The organism is Ascidiimonas meishanensis (genome assembly GCF_037782385.1).
GTDB lineage: Bacteria > Bacteroidota > Bacteroidia > Flavobacteriales > Flavobacteriaceae > Ascidiimonas > Ascidiimonas meishanensis.
Genome location: NZ_JBBEXD010000001.1, coordinates 515,235 through 533,751, shown reverse-complemented (window position 1 = coordinate 533,751; position 18,517 = coordinate 515,235). Strand labels below are relative to the sequence as shown.

Here is an 18,517-nt window from a genome sequence, read left to right as displayed (position 1 = left end):
TAGCGAATCTCGTAGTTGATACCTATATTCTTTCAATGACTATAGCAGAAGCTCCTCCTCCTCCGTTACAAATAGCGGCTGCTCCCATTTTAGCATTATTTTGAGCTAGTACATTCAGCAAGGTGATTATGATTCTAACTCCAGAACAGCCTAAGGGGTGTCCTAAAGAGACTGCACCACCGTTTACATTTACATTACTGTCATCTAGCCCCAATAGTTTCATATTAGCTAGTCCAACTACTGAGAATGCCTCATTAAATTCAAAATAATCAATATCACCAATAGAAAGTCCCGCTTTGTCTAAGGCTTTAGGTAGCGCTTTTGCAGGTGCTGTTGTAAACCATTTTGGTTCTTGAGCAGCATCTGCATAACTCCTAATAATGGCAAGTGGTTTAACTCCTAACTCCTTTGCTTTTTCCTCACTCATTAAAACCACAGCACCCGCTCCATCATTAATTGTAGAAGCATTTGCTGCTGTAACGGTTCCCTCTTTTGTAAATGCAGGGCGTAAATTTGGAATCTTCTCTAACTTTACATTCTTAAATTCTTCGTCTTCCGCTACTATAATAGGTTCTCCACGTCTTTGTGGGACTTCTACAGAAATCACCTCGTTCGCAAATTTACCAGTAGCCCAAGCTTCCGCTGAACGTTTGTAGGACTGTATGGCAAATGCATCCTGATCTTCACGAGAAAAGGAATGTTCATCTGCACATAAATCTGCACATACACCCATTGCATTTTCATCATAAGCATCTACAAGACCATCTTTTTGCATACCATCTATAAGACTGGTAGGGCCAAATTTTACTCCATTACGTAGATGAACATAATGAGGAATCTGACTCATGTTTTCCATCCCACCTGCAACTATAATATCTGCGTCGCCAAGAGCAATTGCTTGCGCTCCTTGCATAACAGCTTTCATTCCACTAGCACATACCTTATTGATGGTTGTACAAGGAACATTATCTGGTATACCGGCATAAATAGCTGCCTGACGCGCAGGAGCCTGACCTTCTCCAGCCTGCACCACATTACCCATTAAAACCTCTTGTACGTCATTTGGGGATAGCTGAATCTTATCTAAAGCTCCCTTAATGGCAGTAGCACCTAATCTGGTTGCAGGTACAGATGATAATCCTCCCATAAAACTTCCAATTGGGGTACGTACTGCTGAAACTATAACTATTTTTCTAGGCATGTCTCTTTACATTTTGTGTTGCGAAATTAATTAAATTCTTAGGATAATCATAAACTTAACCGTTTTAGTTGAGTGAATATTCAAGCTAATTTTTGTTACTTTTGACTATATATAACAACCAAATGAATCTATCCTTAGATAATCTTTATAAAAATCAATCTTTTTTCTACAAAATATTTCTTTTTATAGTTGCGGTAGTGCTTATTATTTATCTTCTACCTAAAGGAGGTAAATTTAAATATGAGTTTCAGAAGGGTAAACCATGGCAATACGAAAATTTATATGCTCCTTTTGACTTTGCTATTTTTAAAAGTGTGGAAAGTTTAGAAGAAGAGAAGCTTCAAACACGAACCAATCATATTAGCTATTTCTCTTATGATCTTTTTCTTGCAGACAAAGTTTTTAATCAGTATCAAAATAATTTTGACGTTTATTTTAGTGATTCTATTGCGAACTCCACTCGGAAAGTCTTAAAGCGTGTTGGCTTAGAATTGCTTAATGAAATTTATAAAGATGGGGTTGTTGCTCCTATTGAGGGTTTTGATACAACTCAAATAATCTATTTAATAACCGAAAATGAGCAACGTACAATCACCTACGGAAATTTATTTGAGATTAACGAGTTAACGAACTTTTTAAACAGGAAACTACAGCAAAATAATTTATCGGCTTTTTCAGAAGTTTATTATAATTTATTTTTTGAGATTTTAGAACCTAATGTAACCTATGCTCAAGAATTCACAGAACGTACTTTGAAAGATGCGTTAGATAAGATTGCATTAACGAGAGGTAATGTAGACAAAGGGAAACTAATTATCGCTAGGGGTGAAGTCGTAGAAGGAGATAGGCTAGCTATGTTGGAATCATTGCAGCAAGAATATCAATCTCAACTTTGGAATGACCAAAATTATATTTGGATTGTTTTTGGATATGTTATTTTAGTAGCTCTCGCACTGCTTATGCTGTTTTTATTTTTAATAAAGTATAGACCAGAAATCTATGCAAATAATACCAAGGTTACTTTTATATTTTTTAATGTTGTGATTATGATATTTCTCACTACAATTGTGGTGAAGTATAATGTTGCCTTTGTGTATGTAGTTCCTTTATGTATTCTTCCGCTTATTTTAAAAGCTTTTTTTGATGCCCGCTTAGGGTTATTTACCCACGTTCTTACTGTATTGCTTCTTGGATTTATCGTTCCAAATAGTTTTGAGTATGTTTTTTTACAGATTATTGCTGGAATTGTGACCATTCAAACGATTTCTGAATTATACAGACGAGCTAATCTTTTTATATCAGTAGGCCAGATTACTCTAATCTACATTATAGCTTATTTTGCTTTTTATATAATCCATGAAGGAAATATTTCAAATCTAAAATGGATAATGTTTGGTTTGTTTATCCTTAACGGACTTGCTACACTCTTTGTACAACCACTAATTTATGTATACGAAAAACTGTTTGGATTGGTTTCAGATATTTCTCTTTTAGAACTTTCAGATACAAATACCAGGTTACTAAAAGAGCTGTCAGATAAGGCTCCAGGTACTTTTCATCATTCTCTTCAAGTAGCCAATTTAGCAGAAGCTTGCGCAAATGAGATACATGCAAATGCAATGCTTGTGAGAGTGGGTGCCTTATATCATGATATAGGTAAAATGAAAAATTCCACCTATTTCACTGAAAATCAAACTACCAATGTGAATCCTCATAATGAATTAGAACCAAAAGAGAGTGCTACTATTATTATTCAGCATGTAATTGAGGGGATAGAAATGGCAAAAAAGGCAAAATTACCAGATAGAGTTATAGATTTTATTAGAACGCATCATGGCACTAATTTGGTTTATTATTTCTACAAAAAACAACAAGAAAAGGAAGAGGAAGTTGTAGAATCAGACTTTAGATATCCAGGACCGATACCATTTTCAAAAGAAACGGCTATTTTAATGATGTGTGACTCCGTTGAAGCCGCATCTAAGAGTTTGAAAAATCCTACATTTACCATCATTGACGGGTTTATAGAGAAAATTGTCAATAAACAAATAGAAGATGGACAATTTCTAAATGCGAATATTACTTTCAAGGAAATTGAATCTGTAAAAAAGGTATTAAAGAACAAGCTAACTAATATTTATCACTTACGAGTAGAATACCCCGAGTAAAGATGATTTTGATTTTCAGCATGTTAGGATATCTAGAAAAAAATTAATCAAAAAAAAATAAAAATAGTTGCGTTCTTTGTAATGAACCACTACATTTGCATCCGCAATTTGATATTGTGAAGTTCTTTAAATGGAGAGGTGCCGGAGTGGTAACGGAGCAGATTGCTAATCTGTCGACGGGTAACTGTCGCCTGGGTTCGAGTCCCAGTCTCTCCGCATTTTTGTATTAATTTGTACACCGATAAATCTCTTATTTTCGGGGTGTAGCGTAGCCCGGTCATCGCGCCTGCTTTGGGAGCAGGAGGTCGCAGGTTCGAATCCTGCCACCCCGACATAAAAAACCTCCGTTTTACGGGGGTTTTGTCATTTTGTTAAGTAATGGTATAAAACTTCATTTTCGCAAGCATTTACTTATTTTCATTCATTTGACGGAAAACATTCAAAAAATTACTTGACCTTATTAAAAACAATAAAATTTAATCGGTTAAATTCTATTGTTTGGTAGAACTCATGTTCTATAAAGTTCTTTCTCTAAAATATTTCTGAATCGCGTTGCGCTTAAATAATGGTCATCTAACAACTTACCATCATGTAAAAGATTGAAAACGCCAAAGCCAGAGGGTGCCATTTTTGCTTCTTTTACGGTGTTTATTTTTGTTACTTTTACATCTACTTCATAATCCATCGCAACATTTAAGATTGCAGCAACAGACTTCTCGCTCCAGGGGCACTGGTCTGCATAGAGTAGATGCCAACCTTTGTACTTTTTTTGTTGGCTGGTCCAATTGTAGAATTTAGGTTTTTTAGCGTTACTGTTCCATGTTTTTGATAGTAATTCAAATCGGTCTTTTCTTTCATTTTCTTCAAAGCCATTTTTCTTAAAAAGGGTTTTGTTCGCTAGCCACCCTCCTTTGCTTGTTATTACACAAACACCATCCATATCTTTGGCTTTGGCTTCTTTTTCTGCTTCTTCAATAAGTATGGAACCATACCCTTTACTTCTCTCTTTTTTAGAGTAGATATAGGTACAATGTATGAACATATAATTATCAGCATCTATAGGTCTCCATGCATTTTTTGCCGGAACATATTCAATAAAGCCAATCATCTTGTCTTCATCGTTTTTTAAGATTTTTATCCTTACCCCTTCTTTATAACGCTTTTCATACCAATTAACCTTATCCTTAAATCCTTGTCTTTTTGTATCTTTTATGCAGAAGAAAGTTTCTTTTATTGCATTTTTTGGTGTAACCTCTACTAGTTTCATGGTTTTTCTTTTACCGTTTTTATCATTCTTGCTGTATGAACAATAGGTATATCCCAAGCTTCTTTAATCTTACCATCAATAATACACCACAAAACAACAGCATCAATTTCCATTGGTTTATTTTCTAGAGACATCCTATCCTTAACATGAGTGATAATTAGTTCATCTCCCATAGGGATTATGGATATGGGGTTTACCTTAAAGGAACCACTTGTACGATCTGCTAATTTTTGGAAAAAATCTATTAAACCAGAGAGGCCTAGATAGTCTCCTTCTAACTCGGCCAGTTTAGGATTGATATAATGCCACACGAAATCTTCTGCTAACACTTCAGCCAGAGTATTGGGACTTGCAGGGTTAAACCTCTTTAAAATATTGATATTTGGATGTTCTTTATTCATGAGATCTATTTTTAATGAGCTATTTTTTTAGAATGAATTACTTTCAAGGTCAATGCTCCATATGTAATTGACAGGATAACCACAGAAAGCAGTATACCCGCAATAGGGATTATTGTGAGCAAGCGCAATATGATAGCGCATACTAATGCTAGCAATGTAACACTCCAAAAATCCCAATTTTTCTCTTTTTTATACTTGAAATAATAAACGAGTAGTAAAGCAGCGATTAAATGACCGAAAAGAAGACTAAATATAAATATGACCATTGCGAAGATTCCTAAGGGGATACCAATAATCATTACCAAGGCAAGGATAATTAATAAAGGAATACCTATTAGATAAATCAATCCAAATCCAAAGCTTTTGAGCCAATTATTCTCCATCACTTCGGCAGCAGTTGAAAATGTGTTTTTAAATAACCCATGCAGTACTAGAATCACTAGAAATGCAGACAGTATATAAAATAACCATAGTGAAAAGGAAGTAGTGCCAAAAGTAGTTAAAGATAATTCTGATTTTTCTTCACCCAGATCTTCATTGAATTGCGCCTTAGTGCTAATCAGTGAGTTTCTAAAATCTATTTCTCCATCGCTATTCCAATACTCAACTTCTTTGTGAAATTTGGCATTGGACCCGATAGTGATTTCTTCTCCAATTATTTTTGAGGTTTCCCTTATAGTTCCATTAATAAGAACATCTGCTCCTTTAATTTCAAGTTTTCCAATCACCTCGCCATGTATTTCAATATTTCCGGCAAAACCAATAAGATTCCCCTGTATAATGGCATTTTCAGTAAGAATAACTTCCCCGCCAAAAACAACCAAGTCATCACCAATTTCTGAGTCAATGGTTACCTTACCTACTGCTATACGAACGTCATCCGCAATATAACTGTTCAGAAATAATTCACCTCCGGCTGCTGTTAAGTCTCCATTAATGCTATCACTAATAATGAGATTTGCTCCAGCTATGACCAAGTCTCCATTTACAACTGAATTTACCTTGATAGTTTCTCCAGAGCGATAGGTGTCATCTGACTGGATCTTATTAATTAGGATATCACCTTCATTCACTGTTTGGCCAAAAGAAACTATTGAGCACAGTGAGATAAGTAAAATAGCTATAGTTTTCATAAGTACTTCTTTTAGATTGTAATATTAAATATACTGATGTACAGGTGATTAAAAAATGAGCTATGTCATTGATTAAAAGATATATATATGATTTTTTTGTAAAACAAAATACACTACAACTCATGAAAAAATTAATGATAATTTATATGCTTGCAATAGTACCAATCTTAGGCGCAACCGCACAAAAGCAGGTAGATACTTCGCAACCAGAATTTGAGATAAAAGTCATAACAAGTGTTGAGTCTATTGTCCCACTTGGCTTAGGACGTTCCAGGATTATTTCTTCTTCTACAGATCGGGATTATAAAGAATTTTCTTCAGAACAAACAGAAGAGGACAATACCCGAAACAAGTCCAAACGAAAGGATATTCGTGTTAAGGACTTTGAAGAAACGAAACTCTTAAACTTTTATAACCTCGGTGGCATTCGTTTTCAAAATATTGCAGCTAATGATGCTGTAATTTCTTCAAAACTCACGAAGATGTTGGCCGAAGGGTGGGATTTAGTTTTTGTTACAAGTGCCGTAGAAAGTGATGCAGGAGAAGATGATGGGCAAGGCATATTCATTACACGTTATATTTTTAAGAGAAAATTATAAGTAAAAAAGCGAAAGTGATGAGTGTCTCTATAAAACATAAAAATGATGCAAAAGAAGTTTTTAAGCAATGTGGAACTTGCTCCAGAACCTTTGCATATATATTAAATCGTGAATTCAAGCATCTAAAAGAACATGAGGAACGCGCCTTAAATCCGTTAGCCGGAGGCATTATGAACCAAGGATACCAATGCGGGATGCTTTGGGGTGCTGCACTAGCTGTGGGAGCAGAATCCTATCGAAAGAATAAAGACACAGAAAAAGCTACAGCTATTGCTCTAAGAGCTACTCAGCGCATTATGAAATCTTTTATTGAAAAGTCTGGCGCTACTAATTGTAGAGACATCATTGGGTATGACCTTACCAGCATAATTGGAATGGCAAGATTCATGCTAAAAGTGACACTTAAGGGCATGAATAATAGTCATTGCTTTAACCTCGCTGAAAAATGGGCTCCTGAAGCCGTTAAAGCAGCTGCTGAAGGCTTGTCGGAAAATGACAATAGTACAGAAAAGTCTTTGAGTTGTGCTTCCGAAGTGGTAAGGCAAATGGGGGGTAGCAAAGAAGAAGCGGTCATGGTTGCGGGATATGCAGGGGGGCTTGGTTTAAGTGGAGGTGCATGTGGTGCTTTAAGTGCTGCTATTTGGAAAAACATGTTAGACTGGTGTCGAGAGAATCCAGAAAAAGAACCGCCTTTTTTCAATAATAAAATAGCTAAAAAAATGCTTAAGGCTTTTAATACGATAACTGATAATAAAATGCTGTGCAGTGACATTTGTGGGAAATTTTTTGAGAATTTAGATGATCATACCGAATACCTAAAACAAGGAGGTTGCAAAGCTATTATGGATGTATTGGTCCGTACATAATTAACTAACAGTTTTTTATCTCTTTTGAAATTTTGTCTTCAGCAATCTAGGCATCAAGTTTATCACCGCATGGAGCGCCAGATACGTTAAACAATAGGATAGGTTTACTCTTTATAATGGATCATTTGGCATTCACTCATTTTTGATTTAACAACTCGTAGTAGATTACTGGGCTAAAAAGTCTTATTTGAAATCTTTAATATTAAACACTGGTAATCCAGTAACTTCTGCTATCCAATCTGCCTATAGTTCCACACTGTTATGTTTACCAGACAAAAATTGGTACGCAATTATTGTATTTTTTGATAATTTTTTCATTTCACTAAAATTAATTTTCAGGCAGCCTTTTTCTTTTCACTATCAACCATATACTCAGTGAAAGTTCCGCAAAAGCCATTGTTAACATTGTTATTACCCCAAGTGTTTCGGGTAGATGAAAATCTACAAAGAATACGATATAGGTAAAGGATGCAACTACAAGCAAAACACCAAGGCTTTTCGGAATATAGGCTGACTTGAAGACCGCATAACCAAGTACAAAGATGTGGAAGGCAAAAAATATGTATCCTAAGAGTTTTATGGATGCATAGTTGTAAACATTGATAATTTGAAATGCCATAGCCAATAATCCAATTATCAAAGTAAAAGCATATAGCAACCTGAGAACTGCCGTTAGCGAAGCAAGATTCTTATTCGCTGGTTTAAGAACTACATAAAGGGCGAGACCAATAATAGCATCAAGGGCAAGTACGAGTAGATAACCTACAACAGCAAAAACAAAGTGGCTCCTATTAGTCTCAATATCTCTTGCTAAAGCTTCTGTATCGCCCGGTACTACAAAATTAGCCAATAGAAAATCATCAACTAAAGTTACGATGAAAATCGAGCTTATGAACGCAATTCCAACAACCATTGCCGCTTTGCTGGTCGATAAATTAGTGAGGAAATTTTTCATATCGTTTTCTATTCATTTGTATTCGGTTGAAGTTTATTCCGATTAATAAAAAGGCGAGGGGAGCAATTAATGCATATCCAATGATCCCAATATTCCTGATTTGCATATTTCCAAACGGCACTCCAAGTATTCCAATAAGGCTTAAGGTTCCTGATATTAACATGAATGTTCTTATTGTTTTTTCCAATCTTCCATGATTGAATATTGGAGCAGCAATTAAAAACGAAAGAGCAAAGAACCAATCCCAAGCAAGAATATCCAATATATATACGACAGATGGCCATTGAAATGAAAAAAACAAAGCCAAATCTCCTATTGTAGTAGTTTCGAGTTGATGGCTCATAATGATAACAACAAAGTGAACACTTGTCGTAATTCCAACCATAATAAACATTAAAGATAGAGCAAATAGACCATGTAACTTATATTTTTCTGAAGCGTGATAATGAATTGCAATCATATTGAATGCCATTAATTGGGCAATTATAATGGTAAGTATTTCCATTAATGTAAAGTATGGGTCTCCTATTGGTTCATCATGTGAGTTTAAAGAGAGGAAACCAAAAAGTGTAATTATTAAATATACAATTCCAAGCGTAAATGTTATCCAGCAAGTAACCTTACCAATATGAGCATAATTTTTATTTGTATTTTCAATCAGCATTCATGTAAAGTTTTGATTGTATGAACCAAATGAAGCACAACATAGATAAAGCGTGGCGACCAGATGGGTTCAATTCCAATTTCTGACCTATTTTTATCATGACATTCTTAACAAAACTTTTCCTCCTGTCATTTCACTCCTATAGTCGAGGATAGCTTCTTTCACTTCTTGTAGCGGATAAATTCTTCGGATGTCACTTTTGAGGTGGTTTGGAATTTGTTTCTGTATACGTTTCCATAACAGCATTATTTTTATGAAATTTTGTTGGCTCATCCAAGGACCTAGCCAGAAATTGTCAATCCTCTTATTTTCAAATATTAAAAGGTCAGGACTCGCTTGAACAGCTTGACGGGAAAGTGCACTAAATACGGTAACCTTGCTATTTGAGGGCATCGCTTTTAATAGTTGATTCGTTAATGAACCTGCCACCGCATCAAAAGCTAGACGCGCATTAGTCTGATGACACGCATCATATAGTTGTTGTTCAAATTCTGATTCATTACTGTTCAGAACAATGTCAGCACCTTGGGCTTTGAGAAGATTCACTTGTGCATCCCTGCGAACAACATTTACGATCTGAATTCCTTCCTTGCGCCCCAGATGGTTCACCTTTTGGCCAAGTGAACTTGCTGCAGCAGTCAATACTATTGCTTTATGGCCCCCTTTTTTCGAAATATCTATAAAAGCATTGGCCGTAAGGGGGTTTATTAAAGACATTGCTCCTTGCTCTAAAGGCAATGATTTATGCAAAGGCAATACCCCTCCCTTAACACTTTTAACCACATACTCTGACCAAAGACCTCCGCCTATTCCCCAACCCGCACAGGCAACATTTTTATCAAGGAAGTAATTTGCCATAACTCCTGGTCCAGCAGCAACAACTATTCCAGAACCTTCTCCCCCAGGAACAATAGGAGTTGGATTTTTAAAACCATAATAACCCGTCAAAGTTGCCAAATCTGAGGGATTTATGGGTGCGAAGGCAACTTTGACCAAAACTTCGTTCTTACCTGGTGTTGGAACGGGTATTTGTTCAATACTTAAGGCGTCAACACCCGAATAAGAATTTAAAACAACCGCTGGCATAGTATCCGGAATCTTTATATTTCTCATATTAATGTTGTTTTGTGCCGTGTTAGATTAACTATGTATGAAGGCAATTACCACTAACGATCTCTTTTACACAGCGTGACCAGATTTTGCTAGGTATTGGCGTTATATACATTTGTTGTGTGTTCAGACTTATTCTTTCCAAATTCCATTTTTAAACAATTGGAACCATTTTTCAATAGCATTTTCGTTATCAAGTTTCACTTTTTTAAAGATGTCTCTAGCAAATTCAATGGGAGCAATTCCATTTGCTGTAATAAGATTTTCGTCCGTGACTGCAAGTGCATTCACATAATGTTGTTCTCCTAAATAGTGTGGGGCAATTCTTTTTAAATAGTTAAGGTCGTTGCTCGTATGTTTCAGTGTATCTAAAAATCCCTTTTTTGCTAGGTATGCTGTGGCGGCACAAATGGCTGCAATTGTTTTTTCTTTTTCAAACAGATTTTTTATAAAAGCGTCGATAACGTCGTTTTCGTTTGTTTCCCAAGCAAGTCCACCTGGTAGAATGAGCATCTCAATAGCATCTGTATTAATCGCTGCCAATGAGCTGTCTTGTGATATTCTTAAACCACCCATAGATACAATAGGTTTTCCATCCTTTGAGAAGTAAACTAATTCGAACGTTTCATTTTTCTTTATTTCTGGGGTTAGGTATGCAATTTCCCAGTCGGAAAATCCATTGAACAGATATATGCATATTTTCTTTTTCATATCATTCGCCTCTTATACAAAATTTTATATAATTCTATCTTTACTGACGGATATCGTCTTGCTAAATACAGTTCTATTTTACAAGAACTATTACTGCTAAACCTAATTGCACTTACTTTTTCTCAACCTCAATAAGACCTAAGATATTGTCCTCTGTATCTTTACATCCAGAAATAGTTCCTACGTTTGATATAGCCGTCTTTGGTTCTATTATTTGTCCACCCAGTTCTTTCACTTTAGCTATTGATTCGTCAATGGAGTCCACTTGAATGAAATTGGTTATTTTTTGATAGGCTTTTTCTCTTTTTGCAATTCCGCCAGTAATTCCTTTTTCTCCCTTTGTGGTCTTTGTCTCGATTATATAATAGTCTTGTGCACTATTTGGAAATTTTTCAATATTCCAACCAAATAATTGTTCATAAAAATGCTTCGCCCTTTGAATATCGTCTGCTGAAATGTCAAAATGTATTATCGTTGCCATCTTGTTTTTTTATCTCTTAATTCTTTATTATTTTTCAATTTTGACTGTTCATTCATCTTATCCCATCCTTGAGAATTTCTCTTTCTTTGTCTCCTTAGGGTTCTTTAGAAAAATTCTGTTTGTAAGTGGGACTTAATATTTTGCGGTTTAGGCAAAACGTTCTCTAATCTTCTAAATTCATTTTCTATTCTGTCTTTTCCGCAAAACCAAGTATGTATCCGTTCGGGTCTTTAATATAAAATTCTCGCATACCATACCAAGCAGTTTTTGGTTCGGTGCAATTTTTGACCTCGTTTTTTATAGTATGGTGCAATTCGTTAAGCCCTTCAATTTCCATATAAAACGAGACTGATGCTCCAATTTTAGCATCTTCTACCAATACTATGTCTTGCTTAAAACTATCAGTGCGTTGTAGCATAATTTCTACATTGTCTTTTGCAAGCAAGGCATAAACGTACTCTTTTCCATTGTTTAATTTCTGTTCGATTCCGTCTTGGATCTCGGGAACTGCCATTATAAGGTTAAAGCCCAATACAGATTGATAAAAATTTACTGTTTCACGAATGTTTGAAACTTCAAAATTTGGGGTTAATTTATGGAATGTCATAATGTGCTAGTTTTGCATTGAACTAGATAAAAATAATCTTAATTGAGTTCTTTAACAATGATGTAAATCAGTCTACTAAAAAAATAAAAATTGGCTAGAAAGTGTGTCTTTTAAAAGATCCATTAACTCGGGATTAATTACTTATTTACCTCTTTTTTAGACGCAGGCATTCATCAATTTTTCCATTGCTACTTTTTCTTTCTCTGATAAATCAACCAAAATATCAGATGCTTGATTGATGCACTTTATATCTTCTGTCTCTCCTGCTGTATAGAGTAATTCAGATACTTTTTTCCAAAGTGATGCAATTTCAGAATATGCTTGATAGCCTTTTTTAATTTCCTGTGAATTCAACACATCTGCACTCTCTTTTAAGAAATCACGGTATAGGTTTCTAAATAAAGAACCTCCTGTTCCTCCTTTTTCCATTAGGTAGGCAGATAGTTGAAATTCTTCTTTTATATTTTTACTTTTTTTAAACCATTTTTTTATTTCAGAACTTGCTTTTAAAATTCCTTTGTAGCCAATATTCTTAATAGGCGGATTAAGAAATTCAACGGTGTTATTGTAAATCGCTGTTTTTATTACATTTTGTATATCGTTAGTCTGTTCGCCTTTACGTATTGTATACGTTCGGTTTGGTGAAGACATTGGGCCTTTTTCATTTCTTGCTAATTCAAGACTTTTTAAGGATGTCTTTACTTTTCCTCCTTGTTGGTTTGTGTCTACCAAATAGGCAAATTCATTGTCATAACCGTACATGGCAACATAATGCCCTGCAAAATGAATTTTGTTTGTAAAATATTCTAAATGATAGCTATCTAATTTTAGTCCAACTGCTTGTCCTTTTTCAATGGGTTTAGTCGCATTTTCCCAAGCCTTTTTTGTAGAAGATGTTTCAGTGACTTCTAATTTAAGATTTAAGTTTCGGCAAATATTTTCAGTTAAAACGTCTGGTTTTATTCTTCCTCCAATAAATGGAAAATCCATTATTTTCATATTCCAAAATATAAATCCAAGCCCTTCACCTAGTCCAAATAACATGGATTCGGATAGTTCAATTCCAATTTGGTTTAAAAGGCTACCCGTGGCTGTTGTTTCACAGTGCTGACCTTTGAAAGGTTTAAAATCTTTGATTATCATTTGTTTAATTCTAAGTATTTGCAATTCTAATTTCGGAAAGAAAAGAAGTGTGTAAAATGATATTGGTCAATGATTGTACTTAACCAATATAAATTATTTGACCACTGGATGCATTAATAGATGACACCATTTCGTGTATGGTCAATATGGAATGTCCTAAGTAAAAGAAAATGTGACCTGTCATCTTTTAGTTTCTAGTTGATTATTAAATCGTTTTCATAGGGGTACCACTATTGTCCCCGATATGCCCATACCTGCTCTTAGTTGGCTTGTCATGATATTGATTTGTTGCAAGTTTAATGCTTCATATATCACTTTCTGTCCAAATTATAATATTGATTATTATAGGCTGAATTGTATCAGGTTTTTGATTTTTAACTTGAATAAATTCACGTATAAAATTTATTTTACTGTACCTTTATTATAGATCGCTGGCATCTGTCCCTTCTACTTGTTTCAAATATCATTCATACTTATAAGGTCTGCCATAAAATGCCCAACATTAATTCGACTAATTTGACCATCATTTAGGATACTTCTCATTGGTGAGGGATATACCCCGATTTCAGATGTACTTTCTTAATTCTTCTTTTTATATAAATATCTTACCTTGGGTAGTAAGGCAACGATAATAATTAAAATGGCGTAAAACATATAAAACGTATGTAACCAATATACGCCTCCTTGAAGAAATATCAATTGGATATGTATCCAACCAATTAGTATAAAAGCAATATAAATACTGTATGTCCATGACCAGTGCATATCTTTAAATACATTGATTTGTTCGGCTACCTTGGATTCTGGTTTTTTTAATAAAGCTAGTATCAGCAATAGCGGAATAAGCCCAAGAACTGACAATAAAATAATCCCAGGTATCAGATAACTATTGAAAGGACTATTTTTAAATTCAGATAAAGGTATTCCTATCAATTCTCCTGTAGGAGAAATTATTAGTACCACACCTCCGGCAATTGCTCCTATTGCAAGGAATCCTAACAATGTCAAAAAAATATTTCTTTTTATTTTCATAATCCTTTTTTTACATGGCGCACGTGATTAAATGGTTTGTAACAATAAATGCATGTTTTTGTCCGAGCCTTTTTACTATTTTAATATTCGATTTCAAAATCTAAACTTTGAGCAGATTCAATGATCATTTTCATATCATTTAGTCCGATATGAGCATTATAAATCTTTCTTTCATTATTAAGTTGTTTTACGGTCTCATATAACTTTCTATAATCTGCCTTTGCAACTTTTTCTGCTGTATCATAACCCGATTCCAATAGTACGTATGCGAATGTGTGATTCACCCATCTTATTCTTGATAGGTCGGTTAGTTTGGTAAGTTTTATTATCTCGTTATCAGAAATCCCTGCCTTTCTTGAAAGTTCATTTCTTTTTTCGTCAGTCACAATTTCTTCATATAATTTCAGTGTGTTTTTGATTCCTATTTTTTCAAGTTTGATAACTATATCTTCGCTAACACATTTAAAATCCTTTATTCTATTGGGTTTTGGCCGATACCCTTTTATAACTCTTTTAAGAACTGCTAAATAATTCTCCGGCAAACCACTTTGTTTTGAAAATTCCTGAATTTTGCCTTTGTCCTTTAAGGTTATTAGTAAGTCATCAAGGTTCTTAATATGATTTGTTTTTAGAATACTTAGATTTTTATCTATATCGTTCTCCAAAACTTTCCAACTTGGAATAAGCGTTTTAGTTTTTAAAATGTCCTTGTATGCATCAAGACTGATGCTTTTCAAATCAATATAGTATCCCATTTTGTTTATTCTTTAAATATGGTTTTGTTATATGCTCATTCTTTCTCATTCCTTGTTCCTTTTGTAGAAAATCAAGAACCTTTTGATTTACTATCTCTGCCTGCGAATGAGTTATATCATGGCTGGCATCAGGAATAATGAGTGTTTTTATTTGGGGCGCTACATCATTAAGGCGTTGCACTACTTTGTTTGGAGAATACAAGACTTCTTTTTCCCCAATGAGGTACAATACAGGAATTGTAAGTTTTTGCAAATCAGTATCCATTAAAACAGTCGGTTTGACAAATTTTCTTTTTTTAAAACATTTTCCAGCCAATACTAACTCATCAATCATTTGATCCGCAATAGCCCGACCAGCTTCTCCTTGTTTTACCAAACATTTTCTTTCCCAATACACTAGTTTTTTTGCGAAAAAATAAATTGGTAAGAAATGAGTTGTTACGGAAAGTACTAAGTACTTAACTCTTGGTCGCATCACTGTTGAAGAGGGAGAGATTACTATAACTTTATGAAGCCTTTCGGGATATGAAAGGGCATAAATACTTGCTTGCCATCCACCATATGAAAACCCAAGTAGATTAATATCATTTTTCAGATTTAGTGCATCAAACAATTCATTTAACCAGTTAACAAAATCTCTCGGTTCTTTCAAAGGACGTGAATATATACTACGGCCATTATCATAAATTTGGTCTAATGCATATGTTTTATAATGTTCTGAAAACTCTTTTATCTGAGACATCCAAGACAGTGAATTTTCACTATCTCCAGACAAAAGAATTAAAGGTGGTTTATCTTCTGAACCACTTATTCGAACAAAGGTTTGACCATAAGAAGTTTCAATATATTTGTTTTTTGATGGAACAGGCCACAGTTTAGCACGTTTATCATAAAAAGCAAGATATTTTTCTCTTGCTATTTCTGACTTAAAAGGGTGATAAGATTTATTCATTCTAGCCTAGTTTTTATTGCCTGCTATGTTTTCTATACATTATTACACTTTTGTACCTATTCATGTATCCTAATAACCCATAGGGCCAAATACCATAGCCCTGTCACCAATATTCATAAGCTCACAACTCTTAGAAAAGCTACTGCCGTCAAGTTCAATATGAAACCGTAGGCTCTCTTCCTCTGGATAAGAAACAACGGGAAGCCAGCGATAGGGCAAATCCAATTCAGTTACTTTCGGCTCCTTTAGATTAAGAATGGCTTGCTGCCCCTTTAGGTACTGAAAGCTGTCTGGTTTTTCAAAACTCAATTCCAGCGTTTTGTCATCGATTTTTTTGCACTCCAAAAGCGAAACGAGTCTCTTGTCTACATATGTTACGCCATCACATTCTGACCATATTTTGTCTCGATTCATTTGTAAAGCTGCCAAAAAACCCGCCATGATGGAACCTTCAAATCCACCTCCTGGAAATGTCCAAGCCGATGCAAAGTACAAGTTGGAAATCAGAAAATTATTTCTCAAGCGTTTAGTACCGCACTGTTCTTTGGATTGCGCAAAACCATAAACTGATCCAGCAGTATTTGAGGTAAACCTTTTAATGGTTTTTGGAGTGGCAACTTCATAGTATGCTATGCTTTCTCGAATTCCTGGAAATTGTTTTTCTAATCGGTCTAATAAAACTTGAGCTACTTCTTCCTTTTTGGCCTTGTAATCTTTGGTGCTCAGTCCGTCCCAGTCCTTCAGATAGTCTACACAGCAGATTGCACCTACAGATTTCCCAGAAGGTGCCAATTGGGAATCTATTTTACTGTAATCTACTAAAATAAAGCTTCTTTTAGACCAATCGCCTGTGTAGTTAGGGTATACGTCCTTCAAGCTTTTTATATCATCTCCCTTGATATAATTGGAGTAGTGTTCTACGCCAAAAGCGGCTATATCGGCTTTAAATCCTAGATATAGACAGAAAAGCGCACAAGAAATGCTTTGTGAACCGATCTTTTCTTTGAGTAAGCTTGCGTAGGGCTCCTCTAACATATCTGGTACCACAGGAATGGCACAATTGGCTACGACATTATCACAGTAAATGGTCTCGGGTTCTAGACTATCATTAAATTGATCACGGAAGGTGACTCCGGTCACGTGTCCATTCTTGGTGATGATCTTCTCGGCTTTCTTGCCCAGTGCCACGGTACCGCCATGCTCTTGGATGTAAGCAGCAAGATGGTCAGACAGTTTTTGTGAGCCACCTTTTATAAAGAAACCACCGCTCCCTATAAAACTGGAGAATGGGAGACCATAGTAAAACATAGATAAGGTGTAAGGGTCATCGCCCCAATACGCAATATGCGCTACCAGATCGAGCTTTGCGTTTTCATTACTGATGTATTTATCCAACCAGGACCCTACCGTATGCCGAGTTGCTTCCACAAGATTGGGATAGAGCAAAGGCATAAATGGATACATGAGCTTACGTTTCAATGGTGTACGTGGCAGTTTGACTCCTTCTTTCCTTATACCAGCAAGCAATTTCATGAGCCGTTTGATTCCTTTTTCATCTTCTGGATATTTATCGATCAGTGCTTTGCTAGCCGCAGAATAAGTATGTGGAAAAACAAACTTCTGTTGCTCTGAAAGTACAGCATATAATTCGGGGACTTGTAGCAATTGAACTCCTTGATTCACATCCAGCATGTCAAATAATTGTAAGATCGCCTTACCCTTTTCTACGCCACACATTTCATGAAGACCAACTTCAATGATGAAATCTCCTCGTTTAAAAGTGGTAGCACAACCTCCAGGTTTATGGTGTTGTTCTAAAAGGAGTACCTTCTTTCCGAATTTGGTGAGTGTGGCTCCAGCGGTCAATCCGGCTAAGCCCCCTCCGATAACAATCGTATTGTATTTCATGCTAATTCATTTTAATTGTAAATTCAACAATAGGGCAGGATACCGGTTTGAATCTAGATAATGTCTAGTAAGAGAACTCCAAAGAATGGCACAAACTTTCCTGCGTTAAGTTAATTTCAGATTAAAGTACTTTCAAAAGATCAATTATAAAATGATGAATATCAGTATGATTAACTTTTTTTGGTGCCTTAATGTCCATCGTTTAACCATTAAATCTTAAGGTTTAGAAAGCTTTATAAAAGGAATGTTTTAAGAAGCTAATCGATTGCAGATTTAGTTTTTAAATTAGTTGTGATCTAATAGTTGGTTTTTCAAAAAATTATAGGGTAAAAAATTATGCTCCTTGTGTTATTTTTATTAAAAATGGTAAAGAGATATGTAGCTTAAAATTGGCAAGGTAAAACATGCGATGGTGTGTTGTGATTTTATTTCAAGGTCTATCAACTATACTAAATACAGGTAAGTTGTTATTAAGAAACGTTAACCTTTTGATTTTCATTGCTTTTTATTTTTGTACAGATATCTAATATCGTCGCTGATTGGTATTTAGAATGGTGAATAGTT

At 35.0% G+C, this 18,517-nt stretch carries 18 protein-coding genes and 2 tRNA genes; 5 read left to right on the top strand and 15 right to left on the bottom strand.

What is annotated here, in order from left to right; all coding sequences use genetic code 11:
- Nucleotides 1–22: 22 nt before the first annotated feature.
- Complete coding sequence (locus tag WBG07_RS02220) at nt 23–1,201, bottom strand: acetyl-CoA C-acyltransferase (protein WP_340198849.1); 1,179 nt, start codon at nt 1,199–1,201, stop codon at nt 23–25.
- Nucleotides 1,202–1,323: 122 nt separating this feature from the next.
- Here WBG07_RS02220 and WBG07_RS02215 point away from each other — a divergent pair, with 122 nt between their 5' ends.
- The 3 genes from WBG07_RS02215 (at nt 1,324) to WBG07_RS02205 (ending at nt 3,701) form a co-directional block, all read left to right on the top strand.
- Nucleotides 1,324–3,369: an HD family phosphohydrolase gene (locus tag WBG07_RS02215; RefSeq protein ID WP_340198848.1), complete on the top strand. Its 2,046-nt coding sequence runs from the start codon at nt 1,324–1,326 to the stop codon at nt 3,367–3,369.
- A 132-nt stretch (nt 3,370–3,501) separates the two neighbouring features.
- Nucleotides 3,502–3,585 (top strand) — tRNA-Ser (locus WBG07_RS02210).
- A gap of 41 nt (nt 3,586–3,626) precedes the next feature.
- Nucleotides 3,627–3,701, top strand: a tRNA-Pro gene (locus tag WBG07_RS02205).
- A 176-nt stretch (nt 3,702–3,877) separates the two neighbouring features.
- On the opposite strand, the gene WBG07_RS02200 is transcribed toward WBG07_RS02205, so the two are convergent.
- The 3 genes from WBG07_RS02200 to WBG07_RS02190 are packed head-to-tail and all read right to left on the bottom strand — an operon-like array spanning nt 3,878 to nt 6,170.
- Nucleotides 3,878–4,636, bottom strand: a complete 759-nt coding sequence (locus WBG07_RS02200; protein ID WP_340198847.1) for a GNAT family N-acetyltransferase — start codon at nt 4,634–4,636, stop codon at nt 3,878–3,880.
- On the bottom strand, nt 4,633–5,037 hold the full coding sequence (locus WBG07_RS02195; RefSeq protein ID WP_340198846.1) for a nuclear transport factor 2 family protein: 405 nt from the start codon (nt 5,035–5,037) through the stop codon (nt 4,633–4,635). Before WBG07_RS02195 ends, WBG07_RS02200 begins: the two co-directional genes overlap by 4 nt.
- Before the next feature lie 11 nt (nt 5,038–5,048).
- Nucleotides 5,049–6,170, bottom strand: coding sequence for a polymer-forming cytoskeletal protein (locus WBG07_RS02190; protein ID WP_340198845.1), 1,122 nt, complete (start codon nt 6,168–6,170; stop codon nt 5,049–5,051).
- Nucleotides 6,171–6,292: 122 nt separating this feature from the next.
- Here WBG07_RS02190 and WBG07_RS02185 point away from each other — a divergent pair, with 122 nt between their 5' ends.
- Nucleotides 6,293–6,769 (top strand): hypothetical protein, encoded by a 477-nt coding sequence (locus tag WBG07_RS02185; RefSeq protein ID WP_340199317.1) that lies wholly within the window; start codon nt 6,293–6,295, stop codon nt 6,767–6,769.
- A 17-nt stretch (nt 6,770–6,786) separates the two neighbouring features.
- Nucleotides 6,787–7,635: a C-GCAxxG-C-C family (seleno)protein gene (locus WBG07_RS02180; RefSeq protein WP_340198844.1), complete on the top strand. Its 849-nt coding sequence runs from the start codon at nt 6,787–6,789 to the stop codon at nt 7,633–7,635.
- A 328-nt stretch (nt 7,636–7,963) separates the two neighbouring features.
- Here WBG07_RS02180 and WBG07_RS02175 read toward each other — a convergent pair whose 3' ends face one another.
- From WBG07_RS02175 to WBG07_RS02125, 11 genes are all read right to left on the bottom strand, one after another.
- Nucleotides 7,964–8,590 carry a DUF4386 domain-containing protein gene (locus WBG07_RS02175; RefSeq protein WP_340198843.1) on the bottom strand — a complete coding sequence of 209 codons (627 nt, stop codon included), beginning with the start codon at nt 8,588–8,590 and terminating at the stop codon, nt 7,964–7,966.
- Nucleotides 8,571–9,254, bottom strand: a complete 684-nt coding sequence (locus tag WBG07_RS02170) for a hypothetical protein (RefSeq protein ID WP_340198842.1) — start codon at nt 9,252–9,254, stop codon at nt 8,571–8,573. The genes WBG07_RS02175 and WBG07_RS02170 overlap by 20 nt, the downstream gene beginning before the upstream one ends.
- Before the next feature lie 96 nt (nt 9,255–9,350).
- Nucleotides 9,351–10,367, bottom strand: coding sequence for an alcohol dehydrogenase catalytic domain-containing protein (locus tag WBG07_RS02165; protein ID WP_340198841.1), 1,017 nt, complete (start codon nt 10,365–10,367; stop codon nt 9,351–9,353).
- 129 nt (nt 10,368–10,496) lie between these two features.
- Nucleotides 10,497–11,075 carry a DJ-1/PfpI family protein gene (locus tag WBG07_RS02160; protein WP_340198840.1) on the bottom strand — a complete coding sequence of 193 codons (579 nt, stop codon included), beginning with the start codon at nt 11,073–11,075 and terminating at the stop codon, nt 10,497–10,499.
- 112 nt (nt 11,076–11,187) lie between these two features.
- Entirely contained in the window at nt 11,188–11,556 is a 369-nt protein-coding gene (locus tag WBG07_RS02155) for a VOC family protein (RefSeq protein WP_340198839.1), read from the bottom strand.
- A gap of 184 nt (nt 11,557–11,740) precedes the next feature.
- Nucleotides 11,741–12,163, bottom strand: coding sequence for a VOC family protein (locus tag WBG07_RS02150; RefSeq protein ID WP_340198838.1), 423 nt, complete (start codon nt 12,161–12,163; stop codon nt 11,741–11,743).
- A gap of 156 nt (nt 12,164–12,319) precedes the next feature.
- Nucleotides 12,320–13,306: a BtrH N-terminal domain-containing protein gene (locus tag WBG07_RS02145; protein WP_340198837.1), complete on the bottom strand. Its 987-nt coding sequence runs from the start codon at nt 13,304–13,306 to the stop codon at nt 12,320–12,322.
- A gap of 579 nt (nt 13,307–13,885) precedes the next feature.
- Nucleotides 13,886–14,338 carry a hypothetical protein gene (locus tag WBG07_RS02140; protein ID WP_340198836.1) on the bottom strand — a complete coding sequence of 151 codons (453 nt, stop codon included), beginning with the start codon at nt 14,336–14,338 and terminating at the stop codon, nt 13,886–13,888.
- 80 nt (nt 14,339–14,418) lie between these two features.
- Nucleotides 14,419–15,093, bottom strand: coding sequence for a DUF4332 domain-containing protein (locus WBG07_RS02135; RefSeq protein WP_340198835.1), 675 nt, complete (start codon nt 15,091–15,093; stop codon nt 14,419–14,421).
- Nucleotides 15,077–16,045: an alpha/beta fold hydrolase gene (locus WBG07_RS02130; protein ID WP_340198834.1), complete on the bottom strand. Its 969-nt coding sequence runs from the start codon at nt 16,043–16,045 to the stop codon at nt 15,077–15,079. The genes WBG07_RS02135 and WBG07_RS02130 overlap by 17 nt, the downstream gene beginning before the upstream one ends.
- Before the next feature lie 69 nt (nt 16,046–16,114).
- Nucleotides 16,115–17,953: a phytoene desaturase family protein gene (locus WBG07_RS02125; RefSeq protein WP_340198833.1), complete on the bottom strand. Its 1,839-nt coding sequence runs from the start codon at nt 17,951–17,953 to the stop codon at nt 16,115–16,117.
- Nucleotides 17,954–18,517: the final 564 nt, after the last annotated feature.

Coding starts and splice junctions, on each gene's coding strand:
- WBG07_RS02220 (WP_340198849.1), bottom strand. CDS start 1,201: ATGCCTAGAAAAATAGTTATAGTTTCAGCAGTACGTACCCCAATTGGA.
- WBG07_RS02215 (WP_340198848.1), top strand. CDS start 1,324: ATGAATCTATCCTTAGATAATCTTTATAAAAATCAATCTTTTTTCTAC.
- WBG07_RS02200 (WP_340198847.1), bottom strand. CDS start 4,636: ATGAAACTAGTAGAGGTTACACCAAAAAATGCAATAAAAGAAACTTTC.
- WBG07_RS02195 (WP_340198846.1), bottom strand. CDS start 5,037: ATGAATAAAGAACATCCAAATATCAATATTTTAAAGAGGTTTAACCCT.
- WBG07_RS02190 (WP_340198845.1), bottom strand. CDS start 6,170: ATGAAAACTATAGCTATTTTACTTATCTCACTGTGCTCAATAGTTTCT.
- WBG07_RS02185 (WP_340199317.1), top strand. CDS start 6,293: ATGAAAAAATTAATGATAATTTATATGCTTGCAATAGTACCAATCTTA.
- WBG07_RS02180 (WP_340198844.1), top strand. CDS start 6,787: ATGAGTGTCTCTATAAAACATAAAAATGATGCAAAAGAAGTTTTTAAG.
- WBG07_RS02175 (WP_340198843.1), bottom strand. CDS start 8,590: ATGAAAAATTTCCTCACTAATTTATCGACCAGCAAAGCGGCAATGGTT.
- WBG07_RS02170 (WP_340198842.1), bottom strand. CDS start 9,254: ATGCTGATTGAAAATACAAATAAAAATTATGCTCATATTGGTAAGGTT.
- WBG07_RS02165 (WP_340198841.1), bottom strand. CDS start 10,367: ATGAGAAATATAAAGATTCCGGATACTATGCCAGCGGTTGTTTTAAAT.
- WBG07_RS02160 (WP_340198840.1), bottom strand. CDS start 11,075: ATGAAAAAGAAAATATGCATATATCTGTTCAATGGATTTTCCGACTGG.
- WBG07_RS02155 (WP_340198839.1), bottom strand. CDS start 11,556: ATGGCAACGATAATACATTTTGACATTTCAGCAGACGATATTCAAAGG.
- WBG07_RS02150 (WP_340198838.1), bottom strand. CDS start 12,163: ATGACATTCCATAAATTAACCCCAAATTTTGAAGTTTCAAACATTCGT.
- WBG07_RS02145 (WP_340198837.1), bottom strand. CDS start 13,306: ATGATAATCAAAGATTTTAAACCTTTCAAAGGTCAGCACTGTGAAACA.
- WBG07_RS02140 (WP_340198836.1), bottom strand. CDS start 14,338: ATGAAAATAAAAAGAAATATTTTTTTGACATTGTTAGGATTCCTTGCA.
- WBG07_RS02135 (WP_340198835.1), bottom strand. CDS start 15,093: ATGGGATACTATATTGATTTGAAAAGCATCAGTCTTGATGCATACAAG.
- WBG07_RS02130 (WP_340198834.1), bottom strand. CDS start 16,045: ATGAATAAATCTTATCACCCTTTTAAGTCAGAAATAGCAAGAGAAAAA.
- WBG07_RS02125 (WP_340198833.1), bottom strand. CDS start 17,953: ATGAAATACAATACGATTGTTATCGGAGGGGGCTTAGCCGGATTGACC.